Here is a 26,942-nt window from a genome sequence, read left to right as displayed (position 1 = left end):
CCCCGACATGAATTCAGCCGACGATTCCGCCCGCGTCACACGCGCCCTGGTGATCGACGACGATCTCATCCAGCGTCGCCTGATCGCGAAAACCGCAGTGCAGGCCGGACACGAGACGATGGAAGCCTGTTCGGTGACCGAGGCCGAGGCCCGTTTTTCGCAGGCGCGTCTGGATCGGCGACCGTTCGATTGCGTCACCGTCGATCTCGGCCTGACCGACGGGCTCGGCGCCGACTTGCTTCACATGATCGTGGAGACCTGCCCAGACGCGAAGGTGCTGATCGTCACTGGCGCGTCGAAACAATTGATCGAAGACACCCGCAAGATCGCCCAGGACATCGGGATCGAGATCGCGCAGGTTTTCATCAAGCCAATTGACCTGCCCGGCCTGCGCGAAACGCTGAGACAGATGCGCCGGACGGCGGCGGCGTCCTCCGCCGCTTGAAGCGCCGTCCCGCCGCGTTCTTTTCGCGCTAGGTCGCCACGGGCTCGCCGGCCGCCAGCCAATCGTTCATCGAGCCGGCGTAATGGGTGTCGGCGTCGCTGCGCCCTCCCAGGCGCGCCATCTCGATGGCGCGCTGCGTGCGCTGGCCGGAGCGGCAGGAGAACACGATCTTCTTGCCGTCTTCGTGCGGGAGTCGCGCCGGATCGAAAGTGGAAAGCGGAAAATTGACCGCGCCGGGAATGTGGCCGGCGGCGAATTCATTGGGCTCGCGCACGTCGAGCAGCAAAATCTTTCCTTCCGCCAAGCCCTGTTTCAACTGGTCCCGCGTCACAATCTCGACCATCGCCCTGTAATCCTTTGTTGCTTTTTCTTTGTCGCCTGGGGGCAGTCTACGCCCGGTCGTCCCGGGCGAAAACCCCAAAGGTTCGGCGCCTGCCGTCATCTTGGGCGGAGGCGGCCATGGCGCTGCGGCGTCACGTCGCATATATGAACTGCCCGGCTGGAGCATCGAATCGCCGCGCCCATTCATACAAACCACCGCGAGGGAGCCTCCATGAGCGAGAGTCTGTCATCCGACCTGCAATCCGGCGCGCTCGTCTATCACTCGCATCCGCGCCCCGGAAAACTGGAGATTCGTGCGACCAAGCCGCTGGGCAACCAGCGCGACCTCGCCTTGGCCTATTCGCCGGGCGTCGCCGCGCCCTGCCTGGAGATCGCCGCCGATCCCGACAAGGCCGGGCTCTACACCTCCCGCCAGAACCTCGTCGCCGTGGTGACCAACGGCACCGCCGTTCTGGGATTGGGCGACATCGGACCGCTCGCCGCCAAGCCAGTGATGGAGGGCAAGGCGGTCCTGTTCAAGAAATTCGCCGGCATCGACGTGTTCGACATCGAACTCAACGAGAAAAACGTCGACAAGCTGGTCGAGGCGATCGCCGCGCTGGAGCCGACCTTCGGCGGGATCAATCTCGAGGACATCAAGGCGCCCGAATGTTTCGAGGTCGAGCGCCGGTTGCGGGAGAAATTGTCGATTCCGGTGTTCCATGACGACCAGCATGGCACCGCCATCATCGTCGGCGCCGCCGTGACCAACGGGCTGACGCTCGCCGGCAAGCGCATAGAGGACGCCAAAATCGTCTCCTCCGGCGCGGGCGCGGCGGCGCTCGCCTGCCTGACCCTGCTGGTGGCGCTCGGCGCCCGGCGCGAAAACATCTTCGTCACCGATCTCGCCGGCGTGGTTTACAAGGGCCGCAACGACCTGATGGACCCGCTCAAGGAAACTTTTGCGCAAGACACCCCCGCGCGAACCCTGGCGGAGGTGATTCCCGGCGCCGACGTGTTCCTCGGCCTGTCGGCCGGCGGCGTGCTCAAGCCGGAAATGGTGCGAAATATGGCGGCCACGCCGCTGATCCTCGCGCTGGCCAATCCGCACCCGGAAATCCTCCCCGAGGAGGCGCTGGCGGTGCGGCCCGACGCGGTGCTGTGCACAGGGCGTTCGGATTATCCAAACCAAGTCAATAACGTCCTGTGTTTCCCCTATATTTTCCGGGGCGCGCTCGACGTTGGCGCCACCGCCATCAACGAGGCGATGAAGCTGGCGGCGGTCGAGGCCATCGCTGCGCTCGCCCAGGAGCCGCCCTCGGAAGTGGTGGCCCGCGCCGCCGGCGGCGTCGCGCCGGCTTTCGGCAAGGCCAGCCTGATTCCCTCGCCGTTCGACCCGCGCCTGATCCTGCGCATCGCCCCCGCCGTGGCGCGAGCGGCGGCGGCGAGCGGCGTCGCCCGTCATCCGATCACCGATTTCGACGCCTATCACGCCAAGCTGGAAGGCGCCGTGTTCCGCTCCGGCTTCATCATGAAGCCGCTGATGCAGGCGGCCAAGGCCAGCCCGCGCCGCGTGGTCTATTGCGAGGGCGAGGACGAGCGCGTGCTGCGCGCCGTGCAGTCGGTGGTCGAAGAGGCCATCGCCCGACCGATCCTGATCGGGCGCCGCGCGGTGGTGGAGAAACACCTGAAAAAGTTCGGGCTGGCGATTGAAATCGATCGCGATTTTGAGCTGATCGACCCCCAGAACGACCGCCGCTACAAGGACTATGTCTCCTCGCTCGTCTCCATCGCCGGGCGGCGCGGCATCAATCCCGATCTCGCCCGCACGCTGGTGCGCACCAACAATACGGTGATCGGCGCGCTGGCGCTGGCCCGCGGCGAGGCCGACGGCCTGTTGTGCGGTCTTGAAGGGCGCTACGCCGAGCGCCTCGGCAATCTGCGCGACATCATCGGCCTGGCGCCGGGCATGTCGGACTTCTCCGCCATGAGCCTGATGATCACCAACAAGGGCGCCTTCTTCATCGCCGACACCCATGTGCGCCGCGACCCCACCGCCGCCGAAATCGCAGAATCCGCCGTGCTGTGCGCCGCGCACGCCCTCCGCTTCGGCATCACCCCAAAGATCGCGCTGGTGTCGGATTCCGATTTCGGCTCGGAGGATTCGCCCTCGGCGGCGAAAATGCGCGCCGCCCTCGACATTTTGCGCCGGGAGGCGCCGGAGCTCGAAGTCGACGGCGAAATGAAGGCCGACAGCGCGCTGTCCGAGATCAAGCGCCTGCGCGTCTTCCCCAACTCGCGGCTCAAGGGCGTGGCCAATATCCTGATCATGCCCAATCTGTCCGCCGCCAACATCGCCTATCAGATGACCAAGATGATGGCCGACGCCCTGCCCGTGGGGCCGATCCTGCTGGGCGCCGCCAAACCGGCTCATATTCTCACGCCTTCGGTCACCGCGCGCGGCATCGCCAATATGACCGCCGTGGTTGTGGCGGAAGCGCAACACGATGATGAAGAACGGGTTGTCGCCTGACGTCGCGCGGTGAAATGTTCCAATCGTGCTATAATTGGGCAGGTGCCTCCTCTATGGGGAAGGATGGAAAGGTTGCCGATGGGGTTCGCGTCGACTCGCAAGATCGCCGCTGTTTTGAGCCTGCCGCTCGCTGCGCTGCCGGCGCATGCGGCGGAGCGCGCCTCTGCGACTTCGACGGCGAATCCCGCCTCCGCGGCCAGCGTTTCCGCCGCTTCGGTTCCGGTCGGTTCGGAAGCGCCCCAGGGCTACGCCCGCGTTTGCAACGCCTATGGGGACTCCTATTTCGCCATTCCCGGATCGGATCTGTGTCTGGCGATCGGCGGCGGCGCCGCCGGCCAGCTTGAACTGCGCGGCCTGCCGAGCTGGCCGCGCATTCCAGCCGGCGCGGCGCTGCCCTTCACGCCGCCGCCGCGGCCGCCTGCCGCGTTGGGCGGCGCCTTCGCGGTGGGCCTGACCGTCACCGCCCGGCTGCCGACCGACGCCGGGCTGGTGTCGGCCTATGTCAGCGGCATGGCGGGCTATAACGGCGGCGCCAACCCGTCGAACTGGACCAATCTCAGCCGGCTCGACGTCGCCTATCTGACCTTCGCGGGCTGGACCGCGGGCCGGGCGCAATCGGCCTTCGACTTCTACGCCGACGCCTGGAATTTCGTCGCGCTGCGCGGCTCCAACGCCCGGTCCGAACTGCTGTCCTACGCTTTCGCGCCGACGCCGGGGGTCACCGCCATCGTGTCGGTCGAAAACGGCGCCGAGCGGCGGGGCGCGGTCGGCCAAGCGGTCAGCCCGTTCGCCAACTCGGGCTACGAGAACGGCGGCGCGCCGGATCTCGTCGGCGCGGTCCGGGTCGAAAGCCCGTTCGGCCAGGCGCAGATCAGCGCCGCCGCGCATCAACTGCGCACGCGCTACGCCGCGCCGGCCTCGGTCGCGCCGGGCCAGCCGGACGCCTCGTCGTCGCAATGGGGTTTCGCCGCCCAGGGCGGCCTCAAGGTCAACCTGCCCAGCCTCTCCGACGCCGACGCCATGATCCTGCAGGCGACCTACGCCCGCGGCGCGACGGCCTATATCGCCGGCGACACCCAGAGCACGTTCGGCGATTTCAACCGCGCCGGCTCCAGCCCGCGCCTCACCACGGCGCAGGGCCTCGGCGCCTATGATTACGATTGCGTGTTCGCGGCGCAGCCGTTCGGGCGCTGCGACAAGTCCAGCGGCTACGCTCTGGTCGCCGCGCTGAAGCATTTTTGGTCTCCAAACGTCTCCTCCTCGCTGTTCGCCAGCGTGTTCGGGATGAGCTATCCCGACGCGGTGCGAAACAGTCACACCGGGGTCGCCGGGGCCGGCGACTATCACGAGACCACGGTCGGCGGAAATCTGGTATGGACGCCCTTGAAAAATCTCATGATCGGCGGCGAGATTTCCTACACCGTGGGCAAGACGGAAATTCCGGGCGCTCCGAACCCGGCCAATTCCGGCGAACATTGGACCACCTCGACCGAATGGTCCGGCCGCGTTCGCGTTCAGCAGAAATTTTGACGGCTCCGCGCCGACATTTCGGTCCAGAGGGGCGCATGTGACGCATCCCGCCGATTTCACGCCGGCGCTCGCCATGGGGCTGTTCGGCTTCGCCAGAGCCGGCGCCGATCTGCGGCTGCGCGTCGTCGAGGGCCGGTTGTTGAACTGGCTGCCGCCGGTCGGAGCGCCGCTCGTCGACAGCGCGGTTTTCTTCGGGCTGGACGCCGAACTGGCGGCGTTGCGCGCGGGCGCGCGCCAGCGGATCGACCTTCCGGGCCTGCGGCTGCCGCCGGCTGAAACGCCCTTCGCCCTCACCGTCGTGTGCGACCCCGACGGCGGCGACTTTCTGATCTACGCCTGCGCGGACTGCGGCATGCTCGACTTCGAGCGCCAGCTCGCCCACGAACGCCGCCGCGCGCAAATTCTCGCCGGACAGGCGGAGGCGGCGGGCCGGGTTCTGCGCGAGCAGGCGGCGCTCTACCGCGACATTGTCGAGAATGACGGCGACCTCGTGCTGCGGCTTGGACGGGATCTGCGCATCACCTTCGTCAATCCGGCGGCGCGGCGAATGTTTGACCTCGCCGAGGGCGAAATGATCGGCCGCCCGGTGGACGATCTGTTGCAGTCTTCGGAACCGGAGTTCTGGACGGAGCGACTGCGGAACGACGCCGCGATCTCCTTCGAGCACGCCTTGCGCGTGGGCGGCGAAACGGTCTGGATCTGGTGGCGCGCGCATTGGGTGGGCGCCGGCGCGGAATATCAGGCGGTCGGCCGCGACGTCACCGATTTGCGCCGGCTGCGGGCCGAGGCCAGCGCCCGGGCCGAGGAGGCGCGCGCCAACGCGGTGATCCGCGAGCGCCTGCGCATCGCCCACGCGCTCCATGACACGCTGGTGCATTCGCTGGTGGCGCTCGCCCCGCAGATCCGTCTGATCCGCAAGACCGCCGGATCCGATGCGTCGTCGCGGCTGGTGGAGGAGCTGGGGTTCGCCGAGCAGGCGGTGCGCGACGGACTGGCCCGGGCGCGCGCGGCCATCGCCGACCTGCGGGCGCGGCCGCTGCAACCGGAAGGTCTGGCCGCCGCTCTGGAGACGCTGGCGCGACGTTTTGGCGAACACACCGGCCTGCATGTGCGGGTCGATCTCGACGCGCGGGCGACGACGCCCGATCCCGATGTCGCCGAAACCTTCCTTCAGATCGCCGAGGAGGCGTTGCGCAATGCGGAATTGCACGCGCAGGCGAGTCTCGTCAGTCTTCGCCTGACCGCAGACCGCGACGGCGGCGCCAGCCTCGAAATCGCCGACGACGGCCGTGGCTTTGAGCCGGACCGGGCGCCGGAAGGACATTACGGCCTGGTCGGCATGCGCGAACGCGCCGAAATGATCGGCGCGCGCTTCAGCCTGGAGTCGCGGCCGGGCGGCGGCGCCCGGATCGTGGTCGAAGCGCCGGCCGCCGCACGCGCAACCTACGATCTAACGTAGAGGAATGGCGCGCCGACGCGTCCGATTCGTCAAAATTGCTGCGGTATACTTGCTTACGTAGCTGAAATGACTGTAAATTGCATTATGGCCGCAAAAGGGCTAAATTTTCCCCCAAGTTTTGCTGGTTCCACATGCTTTTTTTCTCGCGGACTGAAGTCCGCAGGCGTGTGGTTCCGCGAAGATCGTTTTCAGCCCGATGACTCGGAGACAAAGACTGGTGCAGGATGAACGCATCCGCATTTTGATCGCGGAGGATCAACCCCTGATCCGTCGCGCCTTCACCGCCATGCTGGCGTTGGAGACCGACCTTGAGATCGTCGCTCAAGCCTGCGACGGCGCCGAGGCGGTGCAGGCGGCGCGGCGCTGGCAACCCGACATCGTGCTGATGGACATTCAAATGCCCCGGCTCAACGGCATTGCGGCGACGCGCCAGATCGTCAAGGATTGCCCGGACGCGCAGGTGATCATCCTCACGACCTTCGACAGCGACGATTTGATCTTCGACGCCATTTGCGCGGGCGCCCAGGCCTATCTGCTCAAGGACGCCGAGGAGGAGGAAATTCTCGAAACCATCCGCGCCGTGTCGCGCGGCCAGTCGCGGCTGGCGCCCAATGTGGCGCGCAAGCTGCTCGACGAGTTCCGCCGCGTGCGCCGCATCCCGGCGCCGGCCAACGAAAAGCCCGACCAGAGCGAGGCGCTGACGGAGCGCGAGAATGAAATTCTGCAATTCATCGTCGCCGGAAAAGGCAACAAGGAAATCGCCGTGCAGCTCAAGCTGGCCGAAGGCACGGTGAAAAACTACGTCAGCCGTATCCTGGAGAAGCTCAACGCCCGCAGCCGCACCGAACTGGCGGTGAAGGCGCTCGGGCGCCGCGTGGAGTGAAGATCGACCCGGCCCGGGCCTTCGACGCCGACCTGTCAGCCTAAAATTCAAACCCAAATGAAACGGGCCGCTTTCGCGGCCCGTTTTGATTTTACTTGCCTGACAGGCTGGCCTTGGCGCGCGACCACCAGCCGGAGCGCTTGGGCGCGGCGGGATCGGCGGTGGTGATCACCGGCAGTTCCGGCTGGGCCGGCCGTTCCTCGACCACGGGTTCGGGCGCGGCCAGCTCAGCCGGCGCGTCCTGGCTGTCGCCAACCGGCGTAGACTCGGACTCAGCCGGCGCCGCAGTCTGTGCAGGCTCAGCAGTCGGCGCAGGCGCCGCGATCTGTTCCGGCTCGGCGGCGGCGAAGGCCTCGACCTCCGTCGGCGCGGGCGCCTCGGCCTGCTGGGCCTCAAACTCGGACGGCGCGAGCGGCGTCGGTTCGCCAGCGGCGACCTCCGCAATCTCTCCTTCGACGGAGGCGGATTCAACCGCCTCGCCTTCGCCGCCTTCCGCCGCGCTCGGGCGCCAATCGCCCGAGAAATCGGTGAATTCGCCGTTGCGGCCGCGACCGCGCCGACGCCAGCGACCCCGGCCTCGGCGACCTTCCGAACGGCCTTCCTCGGTTTGCTCATCGCCCTCAGGCTGCGGCTCCGCCGGCGACATCAGGTCGCCGCCGATCGTCGCCATCAGGTTGAGGCCCTCATCGGACGGCTGCGGCGCGGCCGGGTCGATCGCGGGTTCGCGCTCAAAGCTGCGGCCGCGTCCACGACGGCGACGGCGGCGACGGCGGCTTTCGGCCTCGTCGCGATCCTCGCCCTCGGCTTCCGGCTCGGAGGTTTCAGCCTGAATCTCTTCGTCGAACTCAGCCTCGGTTTCAGCCTCGCCGATCGGCTCGGCCTCCTCCAACGGGCGGCGCGGGTCGTAACGGCGAACGGGATCGACGGGTTCGCCGCGCTCCAGAGCGTGATAGGCGCCGCCGGCCAAGCTGTCGTCGGCTTCAACCGTCACGGAGACGCCGAACCGCTCCTCGATCAACCGCAGCAGCGCGCGCTTCTGGTTCAGAATGTACAGGGCGATGTCGGTGCGGGTGCGCAGGATGACATTGTGGGTCGCGCTCTTGATCAGCGCATCCTCCAGCACGCGCATCACATGGACCGCGACGGAGGAGGTGCTGCGCACAGTGCCGACGCCGGCGCAATGCGGGCACACCACGGACGAGCCTTCCAGAACGCCGGTGCGGATGCGCTGGCGCGACATTTCCAGCAGGCCGAAATGCGAAATGCGGCCGACCTGGATGCGGGCGCGGTCGTCCTTCAGCGCCTCCTTGAGCCGGCGCTCGACGGCGCGATTGTTGCGGCTCTCCTCCATGTCGATGAAATCGACCACGATGAGGCCGGCGAGATCGCGCAGGCGCAACTGGCGGGCGACCTCGTCGGACGCCTCCAGATTGGTGCGCAGCGCGGTGTCCTCGATATTGTGCTCGCGGGTGGAGCGGCCCGAGTTCACGTCGATGGCGACCAAAGCTTCGGTCTGGTTGATGACGATATAGCCGCCCGAGCGCAGCGTCACCTGATTGTGGAACAGCGCGTCGAGTTGCGATTCCGCGCCCCATTTGGCGAAGATCGGCTGGGGATCGCGATAGGCGACCACGTTCTTGACATGGCTCGGCATCAGCAGGCGCATGAAATCGCGCGCCTCGCGATAGCCGGGCTCACCCGCCACCATCACCTCGTCGATCTCCTTGTTGTAGAGATCGCGGATGGCGCGCTTGATCAGCGAGCCCTCCTCATAGACGAGGGCCGGAGCGCTGGAGGACAGGGTGAGCTCGCGCACCTTCTCCCACATGCGCATCAGATATTCGAAGTCGCGCTGGATTTCCTGCTTGGTGCGGGCGGCGCCCGCCGTGCGCAGGATGACGCCCATGCCTTCGGGCACCTCCAGCTCGCCGGCGATTTCCTTGAGACGCTTGCGGTCGCCAGCGTCGGTGATCTTGCGGGAAATGCCGCCGCCGCGCGCGGTGTTGGGCATCAGCACCGAATAGCGCCCGGCCAGCGACAGATAGGTGGTCAGCGCCGCGCCCTTGTTGCCGCGCTCTTCCTTGACGACCTGAATCAGCAGCACCTGGCGGCGCTTGATGACTTCCTGAATCTTGTACTGGCGGCGCAGGCGGGGCGCGCGATAGGGCGTCTCGTCCATAGCATCGCCGCCCAGTTGCTCGACGACCTCGTCTTCCTCGTGGTCGCCGTGGTCATGGTCCGCATGATAATGGTCGGAATGATAACGGTCCGTGTGGTCGTGATCGCCATGCTCCCGGTCGCCTTCGGCGTCCTCGACATCGGCGGCGGCCAGCGCGGCGTGCTCGGACGCGTCATCGTCATCCTCGGCGCCAAGATCCGCCGCAGGCTCGTCATCTCCGTCAACGACGGCGAAGCCTTCGGGATCCTGGAACCGGCGATGGCCGTCAGCGGCCGGGTCATCGACGGCCGGAGCCGACTCGCTCTCTGAGACTTCAGCCTTCGCGTCCGTCTCGGCCTCGACATAAGCGTCAGACGCCGTTGCGGTTTCGCCCGGCGCAGCTTCCTCGATTTCGGACGCCGCTTCGACCGGAGCGGGGGCGTCGACTGCGGCGGCCTCGTCCTGTTCCTGCGCCGGTTCGACGGCGGCGACGAATTCATGCGCGGCGGCCGCGACGTCCTGCTCCAGACCTTCTGATTCCGTTACGTCGGCCTCGGCCGCTTCGGCGGCGCCGGCCTCGGCCTCCAAAACCTCTTCGACCTCGTGACCCTCGTCGACCTCTTGGACCTCGCCGGCCTCTTGAACGTCGCCGGCCTCTTGAACGTCGCCGGCCTCTTGAACGTCGCCGGCCTCTTGAACGTCGCCGGCCTCTTGGGCCTCGCCGGTCACCCGATCGTCGTTGCGGCGCTTTTCGGAGCCGCGACGGCTGCGGCGGCTGCGGCGGCGCGGGCTCTCCTCCTCGTCTTCCTCACGATGGGCGCGGGATTCCTCTTCGATCAGGGCCTGACGGTCCGCATGCGGGATCTGATAGTAATCCGGGTGAATTTCGCTGAAGGCGAGAAAGCCATGGCGATTGCCGCCATATTCGACGAAAGCGGCCTGCAGCGAGGGTTCGACCCGCGTGACCTTGGCCAGATAAATATTTCCGCGCAGCTGTTTCCTGGCGGCGGATTCGAAATCGAATTCCTCGACCCTATTCCCTCGCAGCACCACCACCCGAGTCTCTTCGGGGTGGGAGGCGTCGATCAGCATTTTGTTTGCCATTGCGAACTCTTGATTCCATGGCGCCGCTCAGGCTGGCCGCTTGGCTTGCGCGCAGGACGGGGCTCAAACTTTGCGAGCCGTCCGGTCCCGCCGCGCGCGCGGCGCCGCGCCCATACTGGCGCGCCATGCTATTGGATGTTGACGAAGAAAATCGTCCCGGTGCGGCTCCGGGCTTCACGAATGAAGCGCGGCTCCCGGTGCGGGACCGTGAAGGGCAGTCTGGCGCATCAGCGCGCGGCGCGCCAAACCGCAGAACGGCGCGGCGCAGCGAAGCGCGCGGACCTTCTCCGGATTCTGTCTTCGAGCGGGACGGGTCCCCGCGCCGAAGGTTTGGCGTCGCCACGTGCAAACCTTTGCAAACTTCCGCGCCTCAGCCTTGCAAAAGGCCCTGACAGCGGAGCAATTTCGAGTTCCGCGCCCAACGGTCCGTGCCGGCCGCGGGCGGAAGATTTAACGCTTCGGGTTGTTCGCGCCGCGCAAACGACGCCTCCATCGCATTCGCGCACAAAAACCCTCCGTCTCGTGGAATGTCTCCGGCCATGCCGGGACGCCTGCGCGACGGGAAACCCATTCGAGTTCGGCGCTGCGACTCTTTGCCTCGCGCCGACGAACCCTTCTTATTTAATCGTCACATTCGGCGTTGGCAAGTTCTCGCGTCCCCTGCCGCGAAGGCCGTGCAAGCTTGCGCAAGCTTCGTTAAAGGTTGTTAATTCTTTCATGCTCTGACTTGGGCCCGTTGTTGCGTTGGATGTCCCCTCCATTTGGATGGTCAGAGCCTTGTCGTTTTCGCCGAAACTCCCTCACGCCATCGCCGCCGGCCTGTTCGCGTCCGCCGTGATCGCCGGCGCGGCGCGGGGCGAACCGTCGCCGCCGCAGGACGCCGTCGTCGCCTACGATGTCCGCGTCGAAAACGCCGGGCGGGAGACCCGGCTGATCTTCACGCTGAACGCCTGTGTGGCGCATCAGGCCTATGTGCTCGACCAGCCCGCCCGGGCTGTGGCCGACCTGCCCGAGGTCCGGTTCCTGATCGATCCGAGCCAGGGCGCGGCGGCCAATAAACGCGTGGCGGCGAATCAGCCTCACGGCCGCGCGCACGCCCGCGCCAGTCGCGAACCGCAGGCGGCCGAGCCCCCGGCCCTTTCGTATAGATTTGGGCGGCTGGCGCCGGGCAAGTCGCGCATTGTCGTCGATTTGCCAGGCCCTTCCGAAGTTTCCGCCTCCTGCATCCAGACCAACGGCGCGGCGGCTCTGACGCTGGCGATCAAGCCGACCGACGCCGCCGCCTTCCGCGCCGCCGCCCACGCCGGGGCCGACCGGCAGGCGCAGGACGCGCGGGCGCAGATGGAACAGGCCGACGCCACCGCCGCCATTCCCCTCGGCGCGGCCGAAGCGCAAAAGCCGCTGATCGTGCTCGATCCCGGCCATGGCGGCGTCGACGCGGGCGCGAGGGGCCGCAACGCCGTCGAAAAGAACGTCGTGCTCGATTTCGCCAGGGCGATGGCGGCGCCGCTGCGCGCCAGCGGCCGCTATCGCGTCGCCTTCACCCGCGAGGACGACAGGTTCGTGCCGTTGCAGGAGCGGGTGCGAATCGCCCGCAAGCTCGGGGCCGCGCTGTTTGTCTCGCTGCACGCCGATTCGTTGCGCGGCGGCTCGGACGGCGTGCATGGCGCGACCGTTTATACCGTTTCAGAACGCGCCTCGGACGCGGAGGCCGCGCGAGTGGCCGAGAGCGAGAATAAGGCGGATTCGGCCGCCGGGCAGGAGGCGCAGGAGCAGTCCGGCGAGGTCAACGACATCCTGTTCGATCTCACGCGGCGGGAAACCCGCGCCTATTCAAATATTTTCGCCAAATATGTCAGCGAACGCTGGAAGATGGCGGCCACGCTCAACAAGAATCCCCGGCGCTTCGCCGGCTTCGTCGTGCTCAAGGCGCCGGACGTGCCCTCGGTGCTGATGGAGCTTGGCTATCTCTCCAGCCCGCAGGACGCCGCCGACCTCGCCTCCCCGCAATGGCGCGAGAAAGCCGCAGCCCAGGCCGCGCTGGCGATCGACGATTTCTTCCGCAGCCGCTCCGAGGGAACGGCGCAAGGCGACGGGCAAAGCGATTCCGCCGCGACCGCCGCGCAGCCGGCCCAAAGGGTCGACGCGGCGGCTGTGCAATCGGCGCCGGCCGAGCCGCGTATGCCCTGACGCTTGGGCGCCCCCTCGCCCTCAAAGCGACACAAAGCGGGGCGATTGCTGCGATCCAGACGCTTCGGTCGGACGTTCCGGCGATTTTCGCATGGCCGGCGGGAGCCGGCGATGCTATACGCCGGGGCGTCAGGTCCATGCTTTGCCGAGCAGCCCGTGGCCGGGTCGTGTTGTTGAAGGGGATGTTGGATGCGCATGTTCGCCCGCTTTTTCGCTTTTCTTTTCGCGGCGGGCGCGATCGTCTTCATTGTCGCCGCGGTCGGCGTCGGCGCGGCCGTCTATACCTTCTCCAAGGACCTGCCCGACCACACCCAGCTCAAGGATTACGAGCCGCCGGTGATGACCCGCGTTCACGCCGCCGACGGCTCCGTCGTCGCGGAATACGCGCATGAGCGCCGCCTCTACATTCCCGCCAACGCCATTCCGAAGCTGGTGAAGGAAGCGTTCATCTCGGCCGAGGACAAGAATTTCTACACCCACAACGGCATCGACCCGGAAGGCATGTTGCGCGCGGTGAAGGTGCTCGTCGAAGGCAACAAGCGCATGCAGGGCGCCTCGACCATCACCCAACAGGTGGCCAAGAACTTCCTGTTGACTCCCGAGCGTTCGATGGAGCGCAAGATCCAGGAGGCGCTGCTGTCGGTCCGCATCGAGCAGACCTACAGCAAGGAAAAGATCCTCGAGCTTTATCTCAACAAGATCAATCTCGGGCTTGGATCTTATGGCATAGCCGCGGCCGCGCTGAACTATTTCGATAAGTCGGTGCAGGAATTGACGCTGGCGGAGGCCGCCTATCTCGCCGGCTTGCCGAAAGCGCCCAACAATTACAATCCCTGGCGCAACCACGACGCCGCCGTCGACCGCCGCAATTACGTTCTCAATCGCATGATGGAGAATGGCTATGTGTCGCGCGCCGACGGCGAGGCGGCCAAGGCCGAGCCGCTGGTGGTCAACCCGCGCAGCGTCTCCGCCAATTCCTTCGCGGCCGGCTATTTCGTGGAAGAGGTGCGCCGCGAGCTTTACGACCGTTACGGCGACCGCAAGCTCTACGAGGGCGGCTTGTCGGTGCGCACCACGCTCGATCCGAAAATGCAGTTGATGGCGCGCAAGGCGCTGGTCGACGGCCTCGTGCGCTTCGACGAGGCCCACGGCTATCGCGGCCCTTACAAGCAGATCAACATTGGCGGCGACTGGGGCCCGGCGCTCGCCGAGGTGCCGCCGCTAGGCGATGTCACGCCCTGGCGCCTCGCCGTGGTGCTGGACGTGAGCGATTCCGGGCTGCGCGTCGGCCTGCAGCCGGCGAGGGAAAAGTCCGGCGAAGTCGCCCGCGCCCGCGAGATCGCCACCCTCTCCGCCGACAACGCCCGCTTCTTGCGCAAAAAACTGCGGCAGGCCTTCACGGTCGGCGACGTGATCTTCGTCGAGCCGATCGACGGCCGCCCCGGTCAGGTCCGGCTGCGCCAGATCCCGGAAATCTCCGGCGCCATCGTGGCGATGGACCCGTTCACCGGCCGCGTCTTCGCCATGGTCGGCGGCTTCTCGTTCGACCAGTCCGTGTTCAACCGCGCCACCCAGGCGCAGCGCCAGCCCGGCTCCTCCTTCAAGCCCTTCGTCTACGCGACGGCGCTCGACAACGGCTACACGCCCTCCTCCGTGCTGCAGGACGAGCCGATCGAAATCGCGCAGCCCGACGGATCGGTGTGGCGCCCGGAAAACTTCGAGTCGGGCCACTACGGCTCGCACACGCTGCGCTATGGCATCGAGCATTCCAAGAACCTGATGACCGTGCGGCTCGCGCGCGACATCGGCATGCCGCTGATCGCCGAGACGGCGCGGCGCTTCGGCATTTACGACAATATGGCGCCGCTGCTCTCCATGTCGCTCGGCGCGGGCGAAACCACGGTCATCCGCATGGTCAGCGCCTATTCCATGCTCGCCAATGGCGGCAAGCAGATCAAGGCGACGCTGATCGACCGCATTCAGGACCGCTGGGGCCACACCATCTACCGGCACGACGAGCGCGAATGCCTCGGCTGCGACGCGGACCGATTCTCGCCCGACAACGAGCCCAAGCTCGTGGACAAGAGCGAACAGGTGCTCGACCCGCTCACTGCCTACCAGATCACCTCGATCATGGAGGGCGTGATCCAGCGCGGAACGGGCGTCAGCCTCAAGGAACTGGGCCGTCATCTCGCCGGCAAGACCGGCACCACCAATGAGGCCAAGGATCTCTGGTTCATCGGCTATTCGCCGGATCTCGCGGTCGGCGTATTCCTCGGCTACGACAAGCCGCGCTCCATGGGCGATTCCGCCCAGGCGGCCACCTATGCCGCGCCGATCTTCCGCGATTTCATGAAAATGGCGCTGGCCAACAAGCCCGACGCGCCGTTCCGCGTGCCGCCGGGCATCAAGCTGATTTCGGTCGATCCGAAGAGCGGCGCGCGCGCCTCGGGCCAGGGCTCGATCCTGGAAGCCTTCAAGCCGGGCACGGCGCCGCCGGATTCCTATGAAGGCGGCGGCGGACAGCGCAATGATGCGCCGGCCAACGACAACCAGGTGGGCGGCGGCACCGGCGGCCTGTACTGAGCGGTTCCGCATCATCCGCAAGCTGTTGATCGTTACGATCAAGATCGCCTTGATTCAGACATTGTTAACCGTTCGCGTTCAGGTTGTGCTCCATCGGATCGCGCTCGCTTGAGGCGGCGCTCACGTATGGAATGGGAGACCACATGGGCGCGCTGTTTCGCAAGGCAAATGACCCGACCGCCGACATCGAGCGCGATTTCTTCAACGCCACGCCGGATCCGATTCTGGTGATGCAAGGCGCGCGCTTCGTCTCCTGCAACGACGCCGCCGTCCGCACCTTCGGATTCGCCAGCCGGAACGAACTCGCCTCCTGCACGCCGGAAGACATTTCGCCGGCCATGCAGCCCGACGGCGAAGCGTCGTCCTCCAAGGCCCAGCGCCTGACCGGCGAGGCCAGGCAAAAGGGATCGCATCGGTTCGAATGGACCCACAAGCGCGCCAACGGCGAGAGTTTTCTCGCCCAGGTCACGCTGGTGCGTTCGCGCGCCAACCCGAACGTGGTCTATTCCAGCATCATCGATTTGTCTGAGCGCGAAAGCCGGCGGCAGGCGCGCGACAAGGAGATGAATTCGGTGATGGACCGGTTCGACCGCGACATATCCGGCATTCTCGGCGCCGTGAAACAGGTGGCGACCAGCATCGCCGACACGGCGCGCAAACTGGCCTCGGAGGCCGAGCGCACGCGCGATCGCGCCGCCGACGTTTCCGGGGCCACCACGGAGACCGCCGGCAACGTGCACAGCGTCGCGCAGGCCGCCGACGAATTGACCGGCGCGATTCGCGAGATCGCCACCCAGGTCGAACAGGCGCGGAAGTTCAGCGATCTCGCCACCGGCGACGCCAACGGCGCCAGCGCCAAGGTGCAGGGCCTCGCCGAAAGTTCGGCGCGCATCGGCGAAATCGTCAACATGATCAACGCCATCGCCAGCCAGACCAACCTGCTCGCGCTCAACGCCACCATCGAGGCGGCGCGCGCCGGCGAGGCCGGGCGCGGCTTCGCCGTCGTCGCCAGCGAAGTCAAGCATCTCGCCAGCCAGACCGCCAAGGCGACCGAGGAGATCGGGGCCCAGATCAACGGCGTGCAGGCGGCGACGCGCGAGGCCGTGCTCGCCATGGACCAGGTCAACAGCCGAATCGGCGAACTGAGCCATATCGCCGCAGTGATCGCCGCCGCCGTGGAGGAGCAATCCGCCTCGACCGCCAATATCGCCCATAGCGTGCAGCAGGCCTCCGACGGCGCAGGCGCCGTGTCGCGGAACATCTCGGGCGTGTCCAACTCCGCCGAGGAAACGCTGTCCGCCGCCCAGGAAGCCATTGGCGCGCTGGCGCGCATGGATGCGGAGACCGGCCGCGTCTCCGGCGTCGTGCGCGAATTCCTCGCGGTGGTCCGTAAGATCTGATCGTCCCGGCTCCGCGCCTGTCGTGGAACGCATCGCGCGCTTTACAGCGCGCGTTTCGCCGCCTATGAACGGCTCTCGCTCATTTACGATGGGAAATCGCCATGCGCGCGGAAGCCGTGTCGCTCATAGAAGAGATCAAGCAGTCAGTCGGGCTGCTGAGGAGGCATCTTTGACGTCGATCAATCGACTCGCCGCCTCGCGGAACTGAACGCCAAATCCGAACACCCCGATTTCTGGAACGACGCCGAAGCCGCCCAAGGCCTGATGCGCGAGCGCACCGAGTTGGAAGACCGGCTGGGGACGCTGAAAAAGTTCGAAACGGAACTCGACGACGCCGTCACGCTGATCGAACTCGGCGAGATGGAGGACGACGAGTCCGCGCAGGATGAAGGCGTCGAGCAGCTGAAGGCCATCAAGAAGGAAGCCGAGCGCCGTCAGGTCGAAGCCTTGCTTTCGGGCGAGGCGGACGCCAACGACACCTATCTTGAAGTCCATTCCGGCGCCGGCGGCACCGAAAGCTGCGATTGGGCGCGGATGCTGCTGCGCATGTACACGCGCTGGGCCGAACGCCGCAAATTCAAGGTCGAACTGATCGAGGAGACGTCCGGCGACGAGGCGGGCATCAAGTCGGCCACGCTGCTGATCAAGGGGCATAACGCCCACGGCTGGGCCAAGACCGAATCGGGCGTGCACCGCCTTGTGCGCATTTCTCCGTTCGATTCCAACGCGCGCCGCCATACGTCCTTCGCGTCGGCCTGGGTCTATCCGGTCGTCGACGACCGCATCGACATTCAGATCAACGAAAGCGACTGCCGCATCGACACGTATCGCGCCTCCGGCGCGGGCGGCCAGCACATCAACAAGACCGATTCGGCCGTGCGCATCACCCACATCCCCACGGGCATCGTGGTGTCCTGCCAGATGGAGCGGTCGCAGCACAAAAACCGGGCCACCGCCTGGAACATGTTGCGCGCCCGCTTGTACGAGCAGGAATTGGAGCGGCGCCAGGCCGAGACCGACAAGCTCAACGCCGGCAAGACGGAGGTGGGCTGGGGCCACCAGATCCGCTCCTACGTGCTGCAGCCCTACCAGATGGTCAAGGATCTGCGCACCGGCGTGGTCTCGGGCACGCCGGACGAAGTGCTCGACGGCGATCTCGACGCCTTCATGGAGGCGGCGCTGGCTCAGCGCGTCAATGGCGGCGGGCCGGACAGCGTCGAGGACGTGGACTAGACGGGACCGGAGGCGCGATCCACGCGCCTCCTCAGCCGCCTTCCGGGCCGCTACATGCCCTTCTTGTCGCCGGACATTCCCGATCCGCCGCCCTGATCGTCCGTGGTCTTGGACTTCTTGTGGGTCTTGTGCTTCTTGTGTTTGACCTGAACGATGGCGTCGTTCGGCGCGGAAGCGCCCGGCGTGGCCGGCAGCGCCTGGGCGGCGGTGGTGAGCGAGGCCGCCGCGATCGCAGCGGCCGCCAATAACGCCATAGTCTTCATGGGAACTCCTTCGAATCGCCAGGCCTCGGGACCGTCCCCGACGCGGGCACGCAACGCCTTGATGTTGGCGAAGTTCCCAGCCCTTCGAAGGTTGCGGCCTGTGGCGATGATTACGTCACCAGCCCCGCGAGTTCGGCGCCAGTGGCGCCGCGCGGCAGCGGCAGCACCGGGATCGGCGCCACGCGGGCGGCGAGATCGTCGCAGGTGGCCGCGAACGGAACCTCGGCGCCCTCGCCCGCGCTGATCACCACCGCCGCGACGGGAACGCCGCGCATTTTCAGCACTTCCAGCGCGGTCAGCGTGTGGCTGATGGTTCCCAGATAATCGCCGACCACCAGGATCGCGGGAATGGCGCAGGCGGCGATCCAGTCCAGCACGGTCGTGCGCGCGTCGAGCGGGACCATCACGCCGCCGACGCCCTCGATCAGCGCCACATCGGCGTGTTGGGCCAGAAAGGCGCGGCTGTGGGCGAACAGGCCGCCGCAATCCACCGCCGTTCCCTCGGCCGCCGCCGCCATATTGGGCGCGAGCGGCGCGGAGAACCGCCAGGGCGAGATGCGGGCGACGGTTTCGTCGGAGGGCGGCTCTCCGAGCGCCGCCAGGATCGCCCCGGTGTCGCTTTCCTCGATTTTCGTCTTGTCGAAACCGGAAATAAGCGGTTTGGTCGCCACGACTCTTTTGCCAAGGCCCCGCGCCTGTCGGATCAACGCGCAAGTCGTGAACGTCTTGCCGACCCCGGTGCCGGTCGAAGTGATGAAATAACGCCGCAAAGCTGCCCCCAATGGAAAATCTGCTCGAACATATCTGGCTTCCCTACACCCAGATGCTCAACTGCCGCCAGCCCTTGCAGGCGGCCTCGACATCCGGCTCGGTGATCGCGCTGGCCGACGGGCGCGAACTGATCGACGGGATCGCCTCGTGGTGGACGGCCTGCCACGGCTACAATCATCCGCACATTATCGCGTCCATGCGGGCGCAGCTTGAGACCATGCCGCATGTGATGTTCGGCGGGCTCGTGCATGAGCCGGCGCTGCGGCTGGCGGCGCGGCTCGCCGACAAGGCGCCGGGCGACCTCTCAAAAGTGTTTTTCGTCGACAGCGGCTCCGTCGCCGTGGAAGTCGCGATGAAAATGGCGGTGCAATATTGGCTCAATCGCGGCTTCGCCGGCCGCAGCCGCATGGTGTCGTTCCGTTATGGCTATCACGGCGACACCATGGCCTGCATGGCGGTGTGCGATCCCGACGAATCCATGCACGCCCTGTTCAAGGATTATCTGCCGAAGCAGATCCTGGCGGAAATGCCGGTGGACGACGCCAGCGCGCAACAGTTCGACGCGCTGCTGGCGCGCGAAAAAGACCATGTCGCGGCCGTGCTGATCGAACCGCTGGTGCAAGGCGCCGGCGGTATGAAAATGCATGACGCGGCCACGCTGCGGCGCGTCGCCGAACTTTGTGCAAAACATGAGGTTTTGCTGATAGCCGACGAAATTTTCGTGGGTTTTGGCCGCACCGGCACATTCTTCGCCTGCGAACAGGCTGGGGTGGTCCCCGACATTCTCTGCGTCGGCAAGGGGCTGACCGGCGGCGCCGTGACGCTGGCGGCGACGCTGGCGCGGCCGCATGTGTACAAGGCTTTTCTGTCGGACGATCCGGCCAAGGCCCTGATGCACGGGCCGACCTATATGGCCAATCCGCTGGCCTGCGCCGCCGCCAACGCCTCGCTCGACCTGTTCGAGACCGAGCCGCGGCTGGAGCAGGTGGCGGCCATTGAGGCGCAATTGCGCGAGGGGCTGGAGCCCTGCCGCGGCTTGCCCGGCGTGGTGGATGTGCGGGTCAAGGGCGCGATCGGCGCGGTTCAGCTCGCAAGCCTGGACGCGCCGCGCCTCCGGCATGAATTCGCCGAAAGGGGTTTTTGGATCCGCCCCTTCGGCGATATCGTCTATCTCACGCCGGCTTTCACCATCGAGCGGGATCAGCTGGCGGCGTTGACCTCGGCGATCTGCTCGTTGCTGTCGAGATCGTAATGGGCTGAACGCTCCTCGATCTCCTCCGGGCGCAGGCCCAGCTTCTCGATCAGCTCACGATCGGCCAGCGCATCGTTATTGTCGGTGGTGAGCAGCTTTTCGCCGTAGAAGATCGAATTGGCGCCGGCCATGAAGCACAAAGCCTGCCCCTCGGCGGTCATTTCCGAGCGGCCGGCCGACAGGCGCACCCGCGACTGCGGCATGGTGATGCGGGCGACGGCGATCATCCGCACCATCTCGAACGCGTCCACCTGCTGGCGGCCCTCCAGCGGCGTGCCGCGCACGGCCACCAGCCCGTTGATCGGCACGCTGTCCGGATGCGGGGTCATTTTGGTCAATTCGCGGATCAACGACGCCCGGTCGAGCTGGCTTTCGCCCATGCCGATAATGCCGCCGCAGCAAATGCCGATGCCCTCCGCGCGAACGAGGTTCAGCGTATCCAGGCGGTCCTGGTAGGTGCGGGTGGTGATGATCTCGCCATAAAATTCCGGCGAGGTGTCGAGATTGTGGTTGTAGCTGGTCAGGCCAGCGTCCGCGAGGCGCTTGGCCTGATGCGGCTGCAACATGCCCAGGGTTACGCAAGCCTCCATGTTCAGCGCGCGCACGCCGCGCACCATGTCGAGCACGGCGTCGAATTCGGCTCCGTCGCGGACGGAACGCCAGGCCGCGCCCATGCAGAAGCGGGTGGCGCCGGCCTCCCTGGCCATTTTGGCGCGCCCCAGCACATAATCGACGTCGAGCTGGGTTTCCTTCACCAGCCCCGTCTGCTTGGAGAAATGCGCGCTTTGCGGGCAATAATGGCAATCTTCGGCGCACCCGCCGGTCTTGATCGACAACAGGCTGGCGAGTTGCACGGTTTGGTCGTGATATTGACGATGGACCGTTTGCGCGCGATGCACGAGGTCGAGCAAGGGAAGGGCGAACAGGGCCTCGATTTCTTCGAGCGTCCAGTCGTGGCGAATCGGGGCTTTTTCGGTAAAGGTCGGCTGCGCGTTCATATCGGTCTCGTGTCGGCCGGGCCGTTGCAAGGACGGCTGGCGTTTTTCGATGCGCTTTCATATCAGACTGCGGGAAAATGGCAAAAGTTGACCCTTATCGTAATTATTGCGCGGAGCGCGCGGCGCAGAACCGTCTGCGCACGCTGAGAAGCGCCGCGCTCGCGCCCGACGGGCGGATTTTCCGCGACGGCCGCAAGCTCATCAATTTCGCCGGCAACGACTATCTCGGACTGAGCCTGCATCCGGCATTGATCGCGACGAGTCGCGCTTATCTGGAGCTGTTCGGCGCCGGCGTCGCCGCTTCGCGGCTGGTGACGGGCGACCATCCCGCCTTCGTCGAACTAGAGAAGAAGATCGCCGAGGCCAAGCGGCAAGAGAGCGCCCTGGTGCTCGCGTCCGGCTACCAGACCAATCTGACCGCTCTGGCCGCCCTCGCCGACCCCGAGGTGGCCGGACGGCCCGTGACCGTGCTGGCCGACCGGCTGGCGCATCATTCCCTGCTGCAGGGCGCACAGCTGTCCGGCGCCCGGCTGATGCGGTTCCGCCACAACGATTACGGCCATCTCGAAGACCTCCTTCGCGCGCGCACGTCCCGGGGCGAGTTTTGCCTCGTTGTGACCGAAAGCGTGTTCGGCATGGACGGCGATTTGGCGGATCTCTGGCAAATCAGTCATTTGGCGAAACAATTTGACGCTTTGCTTTATGTCGATGAAGCTCATGCGACCGGCGTGTTCGGCTCGCGCGGCTATGGCCTGTGCGAGGATTTTTCCGAAGGCGTCGATGTGGCCATGGGCACGTTCGGCAAGGCGCTCGGCGGGTACGGCTCCTATCTGGCGCTGCCGCGCGTGTTGCGCGAATTCCTGATCAACCGCTGCGGCGGGCTGATCTACAGCACCGGCGTTCCGCCCGCCGTGCTCGGCGCCATGACGGCCGCGCTCGATCTCGCGCCCAAGCTGGCGGCCGAACGGGCGGCGCTGCTGGCCGCCGCCGAAGATTTGCGCATCCGGCTGCGCGGCGCCGGGTTCGACTGCGGCGCCAGCGCCAGCCAGATCGTGCCAGTGCTGATCGGCGGCGAGACCGAAACGCTCGACCTTGCGGCGCAACTGGACGAGCGCGGCTTTCTCGTCGCCGCCATCCGCCCGCCCACCGTGCCGCCGGGAACGGCCCGGCTGCGCCTGTCGCTGTCCGCCGCCCATAGCGCGGCGGACATTGCGGCGCTGGCCGACGCCCTGATCGAATGCGGCGGCCGATGAGGCTGTATTTCGTTCACGGCTGGGGGTTCGGGCCGGAAAGTTTCGACGCGCTGGCGCCGCTTTTGGCCGATTGGCCGCAGGTTCGCGCCGACCTCGGCTATTTCGGCGCGGCGGCGTGTCCCGACGCCCGGCCCGGCGACGTGCTGGTGGGACATTCGGCTGGGCTGGGCTGGGGGCTGTCGCAGCGCCAGGATTGGGCCGGCGTCGTCGCGATCGCCGCGTTTCGCCGCTTCGTGCGCGACGGCGCCGGGCGCGGCTGCGTGCGCCCAGCCGAATTGCGGGCTCTGGGGCGGGCGCTGGCGCGCGATCCAGCGGAATGCGTCGCCGGTTTCCGGGCGCGGCATGGCGGCGGTCCCTGCCCGGCTCCCGACGCCGGGGCGCTGGCGAAGGGACTGGCGTTTCTGGAAACTCTGGACGTTCGCGCCGAGGCCATCCCCACGCTGGTGCTCGCCGCCGAGGACGATCCGCTCGTTCCTCTGGACGCGGCGCGCGAATTGGCGCAAAGCGGCGGCGAACTTTTTGTGCGGGAGACGGGCGGCCATGGCCTGCCCTGGACCGACCCGGCCTTTTGCGCCGAAAAAATCAGGGATTTCTTGCGCCATCATGGCTGGTGAGCAAAAGATCGTCGCCGCTTTCGACGCCGCGGCGGAGAGCTATGACGCCTGGACCGAGGTTCAGAGCGCGGTCGCGCGCGCTTTGGTGGCGCGGGCGGCGGCCGATTTCGCGCGGGCGCCGAAAACCGTTCTCGATATTGGCGCGGGCACCGGTCATGTCACCGGCTTCGCGCGCGCGAACTGGTCCCAAGCGCATATCGCCGCGCTCGACGCCGCGCCCCACATGCTGGCGCGGCTCAAGGCGAAATTCCCCGATGTCGAGACAATCCAGGCCGACGCCGCCGCCTATTCCGGCGCGGCGCGTTACGATTTGATCCTGTCGAGCATGGCGCTGCACTGGCTGGCCGACCCCGTCGCCGCCCTGGCGCGCTGGCGCGGACTGCTGGCGCCGGGGGGCGAACTGCATGTGGCGGTTCCCGTGCAGGGATCGCTGCAGGAGTGGCGGAGTTTTCTCCACAAGGCCGGGCTTGAGGATTCGCTGTGGCCGTTCCCGGCCAGTTTCCCCGGCGCCGAATTAGCCGCCTTCCCCGCCCGCTTCGACAGCGCGCTGGCGTTCGCGCGCAGCCTGAAAAAATCCGGCGCCCATACAGGCGCCCCCGGCGGGCGGCCCCTGCCCGCCCCGGCCCTGCGCAAGGCGCTGGCGGCCCATTCCGGGCCATTCGACGTCACCTTCCAGGTGGCGTTTATCCGGCTTGAGGCGGCTTCCCCCCGCCCGCCAGCGCGATAATGGCGTCGGCCGCTGCGCCGCTGGGCGTCTGGCCGCCCGGCAGCAGCATTTTGTCCGACAGTTTCGCCAAGGCCTCGACCTGCCGGCGCCGCTCCGGCCCGTCATCGAGCAGCGCCGCGACGGCCCGCGCCAGCGTCTGGCCGTCGGCCTCGTCCTGCAAATATTCGGGAAAAGCGTTCTCGCCGAGGATCAGGTTCGGCAGCACGATGGTGGGAACCTGAATCAGCCGCCGGCCGATGAATTCCTCCAGCTTCGGCACTTTATACGCCACGATGGTCGGGGTTCCCGACAGCGCCAGCTCCAGCGTCACCGTGCCGGATGCGGCTAGCGCCGCGCCCGCGCCGCGAAAGGCGGCGTATCGCTCCGCCTCGCCCACGACGATGCGCGGCTGAACCGGCCAACGCGCCACCTCGGCGCGCACCACCGCCTCGACCGGGCCGGCGACCGGCAGCACGAACTCCAACTCGGGCCGCAGCGCCTTGAGCCGCGCCAGCGCATCGCGGAACGCCGGCCCCATGCGCGCCACCACCGAACGCCGCGAGCCCGGCAGCACCAGCACCGGGCCGTTCGCACGCGCGGACTCGTCGCCGTGCAAATCCTCGACCCGCTCGACCAGCGAATGCCCGACATAGATACATTTCGGCCCGCCGAGCCGCTGATGCGCCGCCGGCTCGAACGGCAGCACCGCCAGCACGAGGTCGATGATTTTGCGCATCTTTTTCGCGCGGCCGGGCCGCCACGCCCACACCGTCGGGCTGACGTAATCGACCACTTTCAGGTCTGGCAGCGCCTTGCGCGCCTTTTTCGCGACGCGGTGGGTGAAGTCGGGACTGTCGATCAGCACCAGCACGTCCGGCCGCGACGCCACCACCGCGCGCGCCGTCTCGTCGATGCGGCGCAGCACGGTCGGCAGGCGCCGCAGCACCGGCAAGATGCCCATGACCGAAATATCGGCCAGCGGGAACAGGCTGGCGAAGCCGGCGCGCGCCATGGCCTCGCCGCCAACCCCCGCGAAGACCGCCTCGGGGTCGCGGGCGCGCAGGGCGGCCAACAGCTTGGCGCCGAGCGCGTCGCCGGAGGGCTCGCCGGTGACGATGAAATAGTTCATGGCGTCTCCGCAAATCCGTGCAGGAACAGGCCCGCCCGCGCCGCCTGCGCCGCCAGCCCGGCGCGGTCGAGCATCAGCACGCCGCCGGCGGCCACAGCAACGCCGCGCAGCGCCGCCGTCTCGGCGTTGCGCAGGGTATCTGGGCCGATGGCCGGCAGATCGACGCGCGGGTCCTGGCCGCGCTTGGGCGCCTTCACCAGCAGGCCGCCCTTGGCCCTGAAGCGGCCGATCTCGCGCAAATGCGCCACGCGCGCCAGCATGGCGTCGGTGCCCTCGACCGCCTCGACCGCGATCACGCGGCCATGGGCGACCACGACGGCCTGTCCGCAATCGTAAGCCGAGAGATCGCTCAGGAACTTGCGGGCGAAAGCCAGGTCGTCGGCGAGATCGGCCGGAAAGGTTCCGGCCATATCGCCCTGCGCGGCCAGCAGTTCCGGCGCGAAGGAATCAACGCCGACGACTTCCAGCCCCTCGCTCTCGAACAGTTTGATCACGCCCTTGAGCGCATGATCGTCGCCGCCCTTCAAAAACTTCACGATATCGGGGATTCGTTTGATGCCGCCCCAGTCGAGCCGGAGATCGGTGAATTCAGGCCGTTTCAGGCCGCCGATGAAACAGACGCGCTTGATGTCGCGTGAGAAGATTTCGTCGAAGGCGCGGCCGAGTTGCCCGATGCCGAGCCAGACATGGGGAAATTGCTCGATTTCGGCGCTGGCGATCCCGCGCAAGCCGAGCAGAAACGCGTGTTCGCCCCGCGCCTGGACGGCGCGGGCGGCGACGATTGGGAAAGCGCCGCCGCCGCAGACCAGCGCGACGGCTTCGCTCATTCCTTGGGGTCCGCCTGCGGGACGCAAATCTGCTTGTCGCCGCCCTCGCGGATGAAGGCCAGGATCTCCTCGACCTCGCGATTGCCGGCGAATTCCTCCGCGACGTCCTCGACGCGCTCCTTCAACGTGCCTTCCGGCGCGAACAGGGCGCGATAGGCGCGGCGCAACTCGTGGATCTGCTCGCGGGTGAAATTGCGCCGCTTCAGGCCGATCAAGTTCAGACCGGTGAGATAGCCGCGATTGCCGAAGGCGTGCCCGTAGGGAATGAGATCGGCGGGAATGCCGGTCATGCCGCTGACGAAGGCGTGAGCGCCGATGCGGGCGAATTGCACCACCGCCGAGCCGCCGCCGCAGATCACGAAATCGGCGATGCTGACATGGCCGGCGATCATGGCGTTGTTCGAAAAAATGCAGTCGCTGCCGATGATGCAGTCATGGCCGACATGCGAATTGGCCAGGAAGGCGCAGCGGTCGCCGACAATGGTCGCCATGCGCCCGCCGGCGGTGCCGGGGTTCATGGTCACGCCTTCGCGGATCAGGCAATCCGCGCCCACCGAGAGAGTCGAGTCCTCGCCGCGATATTTCAGATCCTGCGGCTCGTGGCCGATCGAGGCGAACGGGAAGATGCGCGTGCGGGCGCCGATCCGGGTGCGGCCGGCGATCACGACGTGCGATTTCAATTTCACGCCGTCGCCGAGTTCGACCTGCGGGCCGATATGACAGAACGGGCCGATTTCGACATCGGCGCCAAGCCTGGCGCCGTCCTCGACAATAGCGGAGGGATGAATCGCCATGTTACGCCTTGCCGTCGGTCATGATCATGGCGGAGATCTCCGCCTCGGCCACCAGCGCGCCGTCGACCTTGGCCTCGCCCTTGTACCACCAAATGTTACGCCGCTGGTTGATTTTCGTCATGTGGAATTCGACGCGATCGCCGGGCGTCACCGGCTTGCGGAACTTGGCCTTGTCGATGGTCATGAAATAGACCAGCGGCGGCTTTTCCCCGCCGAGCTTGTTGTGGACGCAGAGCGCGCCGGCGGTCTGCGCCATCGCCTCGATCAGCAGCACGCCGGGGAAAACCGGCTTTTCCGGGAAATGCCCGGTGAACTGCGGCTCGTTGATAGTGACGTTCTTGATGCCGATGCCGAATTCGTCGCCGCGCGCTTCGAGAATGCGGTCGACCAGCAGGAACGGATAGCGATGCGGCAACAATTGCATCAGCCGTTGAATATCGATTGTTTCGAGCGAGACCGTCGTCATTCCGTTGCTGTCCGGATGTTTGTGCGA

22 protein-coding genes are annotated in these 26,942 nt (G+C 66.7%); 13 read left to right on the top strand and 9 right to left on the bottom strand.

Annotation, left to right across the window (positions count from 1 at the left end; genetic code table 11):
* The first annotated feature begins 7 nt into the window (after positions 1 to 7).
* Entirely contained in the window at positions 8 to 445 is a 438-nt protein-coding gene (locus CFB24_RS10385) for a response regulator (RefSeq protein WP_088520550.1), read from the top strand.
* A 28-nt stretch (positions 446 to 473) separates the two neighbouring features.
* On the opposite strand, the gene CFB24_RS10380 is transcribed toward CFB24_RS10385, so the two are convergent.
* Positions 474 to 788: a rhodanese-like domain-containing protein gene (locus CFB24_RS10380; RefSeq protein ID WP_088520549.1), complete on the bottom strand. Its 315-nt coding sequence runs from the start codon at positions 786 to 788 to the stop codon at positions 474 to 476.
* A gap of 210 nt (positions 789 to 998) precedes the next feature.
* On the opposite strand from CFB24_RS10380, the gene CFB24_RS10375 reads away from it, so the two are divergent.
* The 4 genes from CFB24_RS10375 to CFB24_RS10360 all read left to right on the top strand — a co-directional run bounded on the left by CFB24_RS10375 (position 999) and on the right by CFB24_RS10360 (position 7,171).
* Positions 999 to 3,299, top strand: coding sequence for an NADP-dependent malic enzyme (locus tag CFB24_RS10375; protein WP_088520548.1), 2,301 nt, complete (start codon positions 999 to 1,001; stop codon positions 3,297 to 3,299).
* A gap of 78 nt (positions 3,300 to 3,377) precedes the next feature.
* Positions 3,378 to 4,829: a porin gene (locus CFB24_RS10370; RefSeq protein ID WP_158255170.1), complete on the top strand. Its 1,452-nt coding sequence runs from the start codon at positions 3,378 to 3,380 to the stop codon at positions 4,827 to 4,829.
* 37 nt (positions 4,830 to 4,866) lie between these two features.
* The gene (locus CFB24_RS10365) at positions 4,867 to 6,288 is read left to right on the top strand and encodes a sensor histidine kinase (RefSeq protein WP_088520546.1); all 1,422 of its coding nucleotides are present in this window, start codon (positions 4,867 to 4,869) and stop codon (positions 6,286 to 6,288) included.
* A 217-nt stretch (positions 6,289 to 6,505) separates the two neighbouring features.
* Positions 6,506 to 7,171: a response regulator gene (locus tag CFB24_RS10360; RefSeq protein ID WP_244593139.1), complete on the top strand. Its 666-nt coding sequence runs from the start codon at positions 6,506 to 6,508 to the stop codon at positions 7,169 to 7,171.
* A 91-nt stretch (positions 7,172 to 7,262) separates the two neighbouring features.
* On the opposite strand, the gene CFB24_RS10355 is transcribed toward CFB24_RS10360, so the two are convergent.
* Complete coding sequence (locus CFB24_RS10355; RefSeq protein ID WP_088520544.1) at positions 7,263 to 10,433, bottom strand: Rne/Rng family ribonuclease; 3,171 nt, start codon at positions 10,431 to 10,433, stop codon at positions 7,263 to 7,265.
* Between the two features lie 777 nt (positions 10,434 to 11,210).
* Between CFB24_RS10355 and CFB24_RS10350 the strand changes: the two genes are divergently transcribed.
* The 4 genes from CFB24_RS10350 to prfB all read left to right on the top strand — a co-directional run bounded on the left by CFB24_RS10350 (position 11,211) and on the right by prfB (position 17,842).
* Positions 11,211 to 12,623 carry an N-acetylmuramoyl-L-alanine amidase gene (locus CFB24_RS10350; RefSeq protein WP_104469642.1) on the top strand — a complete coding sequence of 471 codons (1,413 nt, stop codon included), beginning with the start codon at positions 11,211 to 11,213 and terminating at the stop codon, positions 12,621 to 12,623.
* A gap of 189 nt (positions 12,624 to 12,812) precedes the next feature.
* A complete protein-coding gene (locus CFB24_RS10345; RefSeq protein WP_088520542.1) occupies positions 12,813 to 15,209 on the top strand; it encodes a penicillin-binding protein 1A in 2,397 nt (798 codons plus the stop codon).
* A 143-nt stretch (positions 15,210 to 15,352) separates the two neighbouring features.
* Positions 15,353 to 16,609 carry a methyl-accepting chemotaxis protein gene (locus CFB24_RS10340; RefSeq protein ID WP_158255171.1) on the top strand — a complete coding sequence of 419 codons (1,257 nt, stop codon included), beginning with the start codon at positions 15,353 to 15,355 and terminating at the stop codon, positions 16,607 to 16,609.
* A 101-nt stretch (positions 16,610 to 16,710) separates the two neighbouring features.
* Positions 16,711 to 17,842, top strand: a protein-coding gene (gene prfB / locus CFB24_RS10335) for a peptide chain release factor 2 (RefSeq protein ID WP_096335412.1) whose coding sequence is annotated in 2 segments (ribosomal slippage) — positions 16,711 to 16,779 and positions 16,781 to 17,842 — 1,131 coding nt in all. Because the reading frame shifts where the segments join, the coding sequence is not laid out codon by codon here.
* A 50-nt stretch (positions 17,843 to 17,892) separates the two neighbouring features.
* Here the strand turns inward: prfB and CFB24_RS10330 are convergent.
* Entirely contained in the window at positions 17,893 to 18,105 is a 213-nt protein-coding gene (locus CFB24_RS10330; RefSeq protein ID WP_141098421.1) for a hypothetical protein, read from the bottom strand.
* A 110-nt stretch (positions 18,106 to 18,215) separates the two neighbouring features.
* Entirely contained in the window at positions 18,216 to 18,875 is a 660-nt protein-coding gene (gene bioD / locus CFB24_RS10325; RefSeq protein WP_088520538.1) for a dethiobiotin synthase, read from the bottom strand.
* Between the two features lie 11 nt (positions 18,876 to 18,886).
* Here bioD and CFB24_RS10320 point away from each other — a divergent pair, with 11 nt between their 5' ends.
* Positions 18,887 to 20,128, top strand: a complete 1,242-nt coding sequence (locus tag CFB24_RS10320; protein ID WP_088520537.1) for an adenosylmethionine--8-amino-7-oxononanoate transaminase — start codon at positions 18,887 to 18,889, stop codon at positions 20,126 to 20,128.
* Here CFB24_RS10320 and bioB read toward each other — a convergent pair.
* The gene (bioB, locus tag CFB24_RS10315; RefSeq protein ID WP_088520536.1) at positions 20,077 to 21,126 is read right to left on the bottom strand and encodes a biotin synthase BioB; all 1,050 of its coding nucleotides are present in this window, start codon (positions 21,124 to 21,126) and stop codon (positions 20,077 to 20,079) included. The two genes, CFB24_RS10320 and bioB, sit on opposite strands and share 52 nt — an antisense overlap.
* Before the next feature lie 77 nt (positions 21,127 to 21,203).
* On the opposite strand from bioB, the gene CFB24_RS10310 reads away from it, so the two are divergent.
* Genes CFB24_RS10310 through CFB24_RS10305 form a run of 3 tightly spaced genes read left to right on the top strand, consistent with a single transcriptional unit; the run spans position 21,204 to position 23,720 of the window.
* Positions 21,204 to 22,379, top strand: a complete 1,176-nt coding sequence (locus CFB24_RS10310; RefSeq protein ID WP_088520535.1) for an aminotransferase class I/II-fold pyridoxal phosphate-dependent enzyme — start codon at positions 21,204 to 21,206, stop codon at positions 22,377 to 22,379.
* Complete coding sequence (locus CFB24_RS22535; protein ID WP_158255172.1) at positions 22,376 to 22,993, top strand: alpha/beta fold hydrolase; 618 nt, start codon at positions 22,376 to 22,378, stop codon at positions 22,991 to 22,993. Before CFB24_RS10310 ends, CFB24_RS22535 begins: the two co-directional genes overlap by 4 nt.
* Positions 22,983 to 23,720 (top strand): methyltransferase domain-containing protein, encoded by a 738-nt coding sequence (locus CFB24_RS10305; protein WP_158255173.1) that lies wholly within the window; start codon positions 22,983 to 22,985, stop codon positions 23,718 to 23,720. The genes CFB24_RS22535 and CFB24_RS10305 overlap by 11 nt, the downstream gene beginning before the upstream one ends.
* Here CFB24_RS10305 and lpxB read toward each other — a convergent pair.
* From lpxB to fabZ, 4 genes are read right to left on the bottom strand one after another with little or no spacing between them, the layout of a single operon-like run.
* A complete protein-coding gene (lpxB, locus tag CFB24_RS10300; RefSeq protein ID WP_088520533.1) occupies positions 23,677 to 24,828 on the bottom strand; it encodes a lipid-A-disaccharide synthase in 1,152 nt (383 codons plus the stop codon). The genes CFB24_RS10305 and lpxB overlap by 44 nt on opposite strands.
* On the bottom strand, positions 24,825 to 25,655 hold the full coding sequence (locus tag CFB24_RS10295; protein WP_088520532.1) for an LpxI family protein: 831 nt from the start codon (positions 25,653 to 25,655) through the stop codon (positions 24,825 to 24,827). The genes lpxB and CFB24_RS10295 overlap by 4 nt, the downstream gene beginning before the upstream one ends.
* Positions 25,652 to 26,449 (bottom strand): acyl-ACP--UDP-N-acetylglucosamine O-acyltransferase, encoded by a 798-nt coding sequence (gene lpxA, locus CFB24_RS10290; RefSeq protein ID WP_088520531.1) that lies wholly within the window; start codon positions 26,447 to 26,449, stop codon positions 25,652 to 25,654. The genes CFB24_RS10295 and lpxA overlap by 4 nt, the downstream gene beginning before the upstream one ends.
* Position 26,450: 1 nt before the next feature.
* Entirely contained in the window at positions 26,451 to 26,915 is a 465-nt protein-coding gene (gene fabZ, locus CFB24_RS10285) for a 3-hydroxyacyl-ACP dehydratase FabZ (RefSeq protein WP_088520530.1), read from the bottom strand.
* Positions 26,916 to 26,942 lie beyond the last annotated feature (27 nt).

The organism is Rhodoblastus acidophilus, assembly GCF_900187365.1.
In the GTDB taxonomy this organism is placed as follows: Bacteria; Pseudomonadota; Alphaproteobacteria; order Rhizobiales; family Beijerinckiaceae; genus Rhodoblastus; species Rhodoblastus acidophilus.
Note: the sequence above shows the minus strand (reverse complement) of the source record. Positions and strands in the feature narration are given on the sequence as shown.

Excerpts from the sequence above, each read along its gene's own strand:
- CFB24_RS10370 (WP_158255170.1), top strand. The coding sequence starts at position 3,378 with ATGGGGTTCGCGTCGACTCGCAAGATCGCCGCTGTTTTGAGCCTGCCG.
- CFB24_RS10330 (WP_141098421.1), bottom strand. The coding sequence starts at position 18,105 with ATGAAGACTATGGCGTTATTGGCGGCCGCTGCGATCGCGGCGGCCTCG.
- CFB24_RS10385 (WP_088520550.1), top strand. The coding sequence starts at position 8 with ATGAATTCAGCCGACGATTCCGCCCGCGTCACACGCGCCCTGGTGATC.
- CFB24_RS22535 (WP_158255172.1), top strand. The coding sequence starts at position 22,376 with ATGAGGCTGTATTTCGTTCACGGCTGGGGGTTCGGGCCGGAAAGTTTC.
- CFB24_RS10345 (WP_088520542.1), top strand. The coding sequence starts at position 12,813 with ATGCGCATGTTCGCCCGCTTTTTCGCTTTTCTTTTCGCGGCGGGCGCG.
- lpxA (WP_088520531.1), bottom strand. The coding sequence starts at position 26,449 with ATGGCGATTCATCCCTCCGCTATTGTCGAGGACGGCGCCAGGCTTGGC.
- CFB24_RS10320 (WP_088520537.1), top strand. The coding sequence starts at position 18,887 with ATGGAAAATCTGCTCGAACATATCTGGCTTCCCTACACCCAGATGCTC.
- CFB24_RS10355 (WP_088520544.1), bottom strand. The coding sequence starts at position 10,433 with ATGGCAAACAAAATGCTGATCGACGCCTCCCACCCCGAAGAGACTCGG.
- CFB24_RS10295 (WP_088520532.1), bottom strand. The coding sequence starts at position 25,655 with ATGAGCGAAGCCGTCGCGCTGGTCTGCGGCGGCGGCGCTTTCCCAATC.
- lpxB (WP_088520533.1), bottom strand. The coding sequence starts at position 24,828 with ATGAACTATTTCATCGTCACCGGCGAGCCCTCCGGCGACGCGCTCGGC.
- fabZ (WP_088520530.1), bottom strand. The coding sequence starts at position 26,915 with ATGACGACGGTCTCGCTCGAAACAATCGATATTCAACGGCTGATGCAA.
- CFB24_RS10375 (WP_088520548.1), top strand. The coding sequence starts at position 999 with ATGAGCGAGAGTCTGTCATCCGACCTGCAATCCGGCGCGCTCGTCTAT.
- CFB24_RS10380 (WP_088520549.1), bottom strand. The coding sequence starts at position 788 with ATGGTCGAGATTGTGACGCGGGACCAGTTGAAACAGGGCTTGGCGGAA.
- CFB24_RS10310 (WP_088520535.1), top strand. The coding sequence starts at position 21,204 with ATGGCAAAAGTTGACCCTTATCGTAATTATTGCGCGGAGCGCGCGGCG.
- CFB24_RS10340 (WP_158255171.1), top strand. The coding sequence starts at position 15,353 with ATGGGCGCGCTGTTTCGCAAGGCAAATGACCCGACCGCCGACATCGAG.
- CFB24_RS10305 (WP_158255173.1), top strand. The coding sequence starts at position 22,983 with ATGGCTGGTGAGCAAAAGATCGTCGCCGCTTTCGACGCCGCGGCGGAG.
- bioB (WP_088520536.1), bottom strand. The coding sequence starts at position 21,126 with ATGAACGCGCAGCCGACCTTTACCGAAAAAGCCCCGATTCGCCACGAC.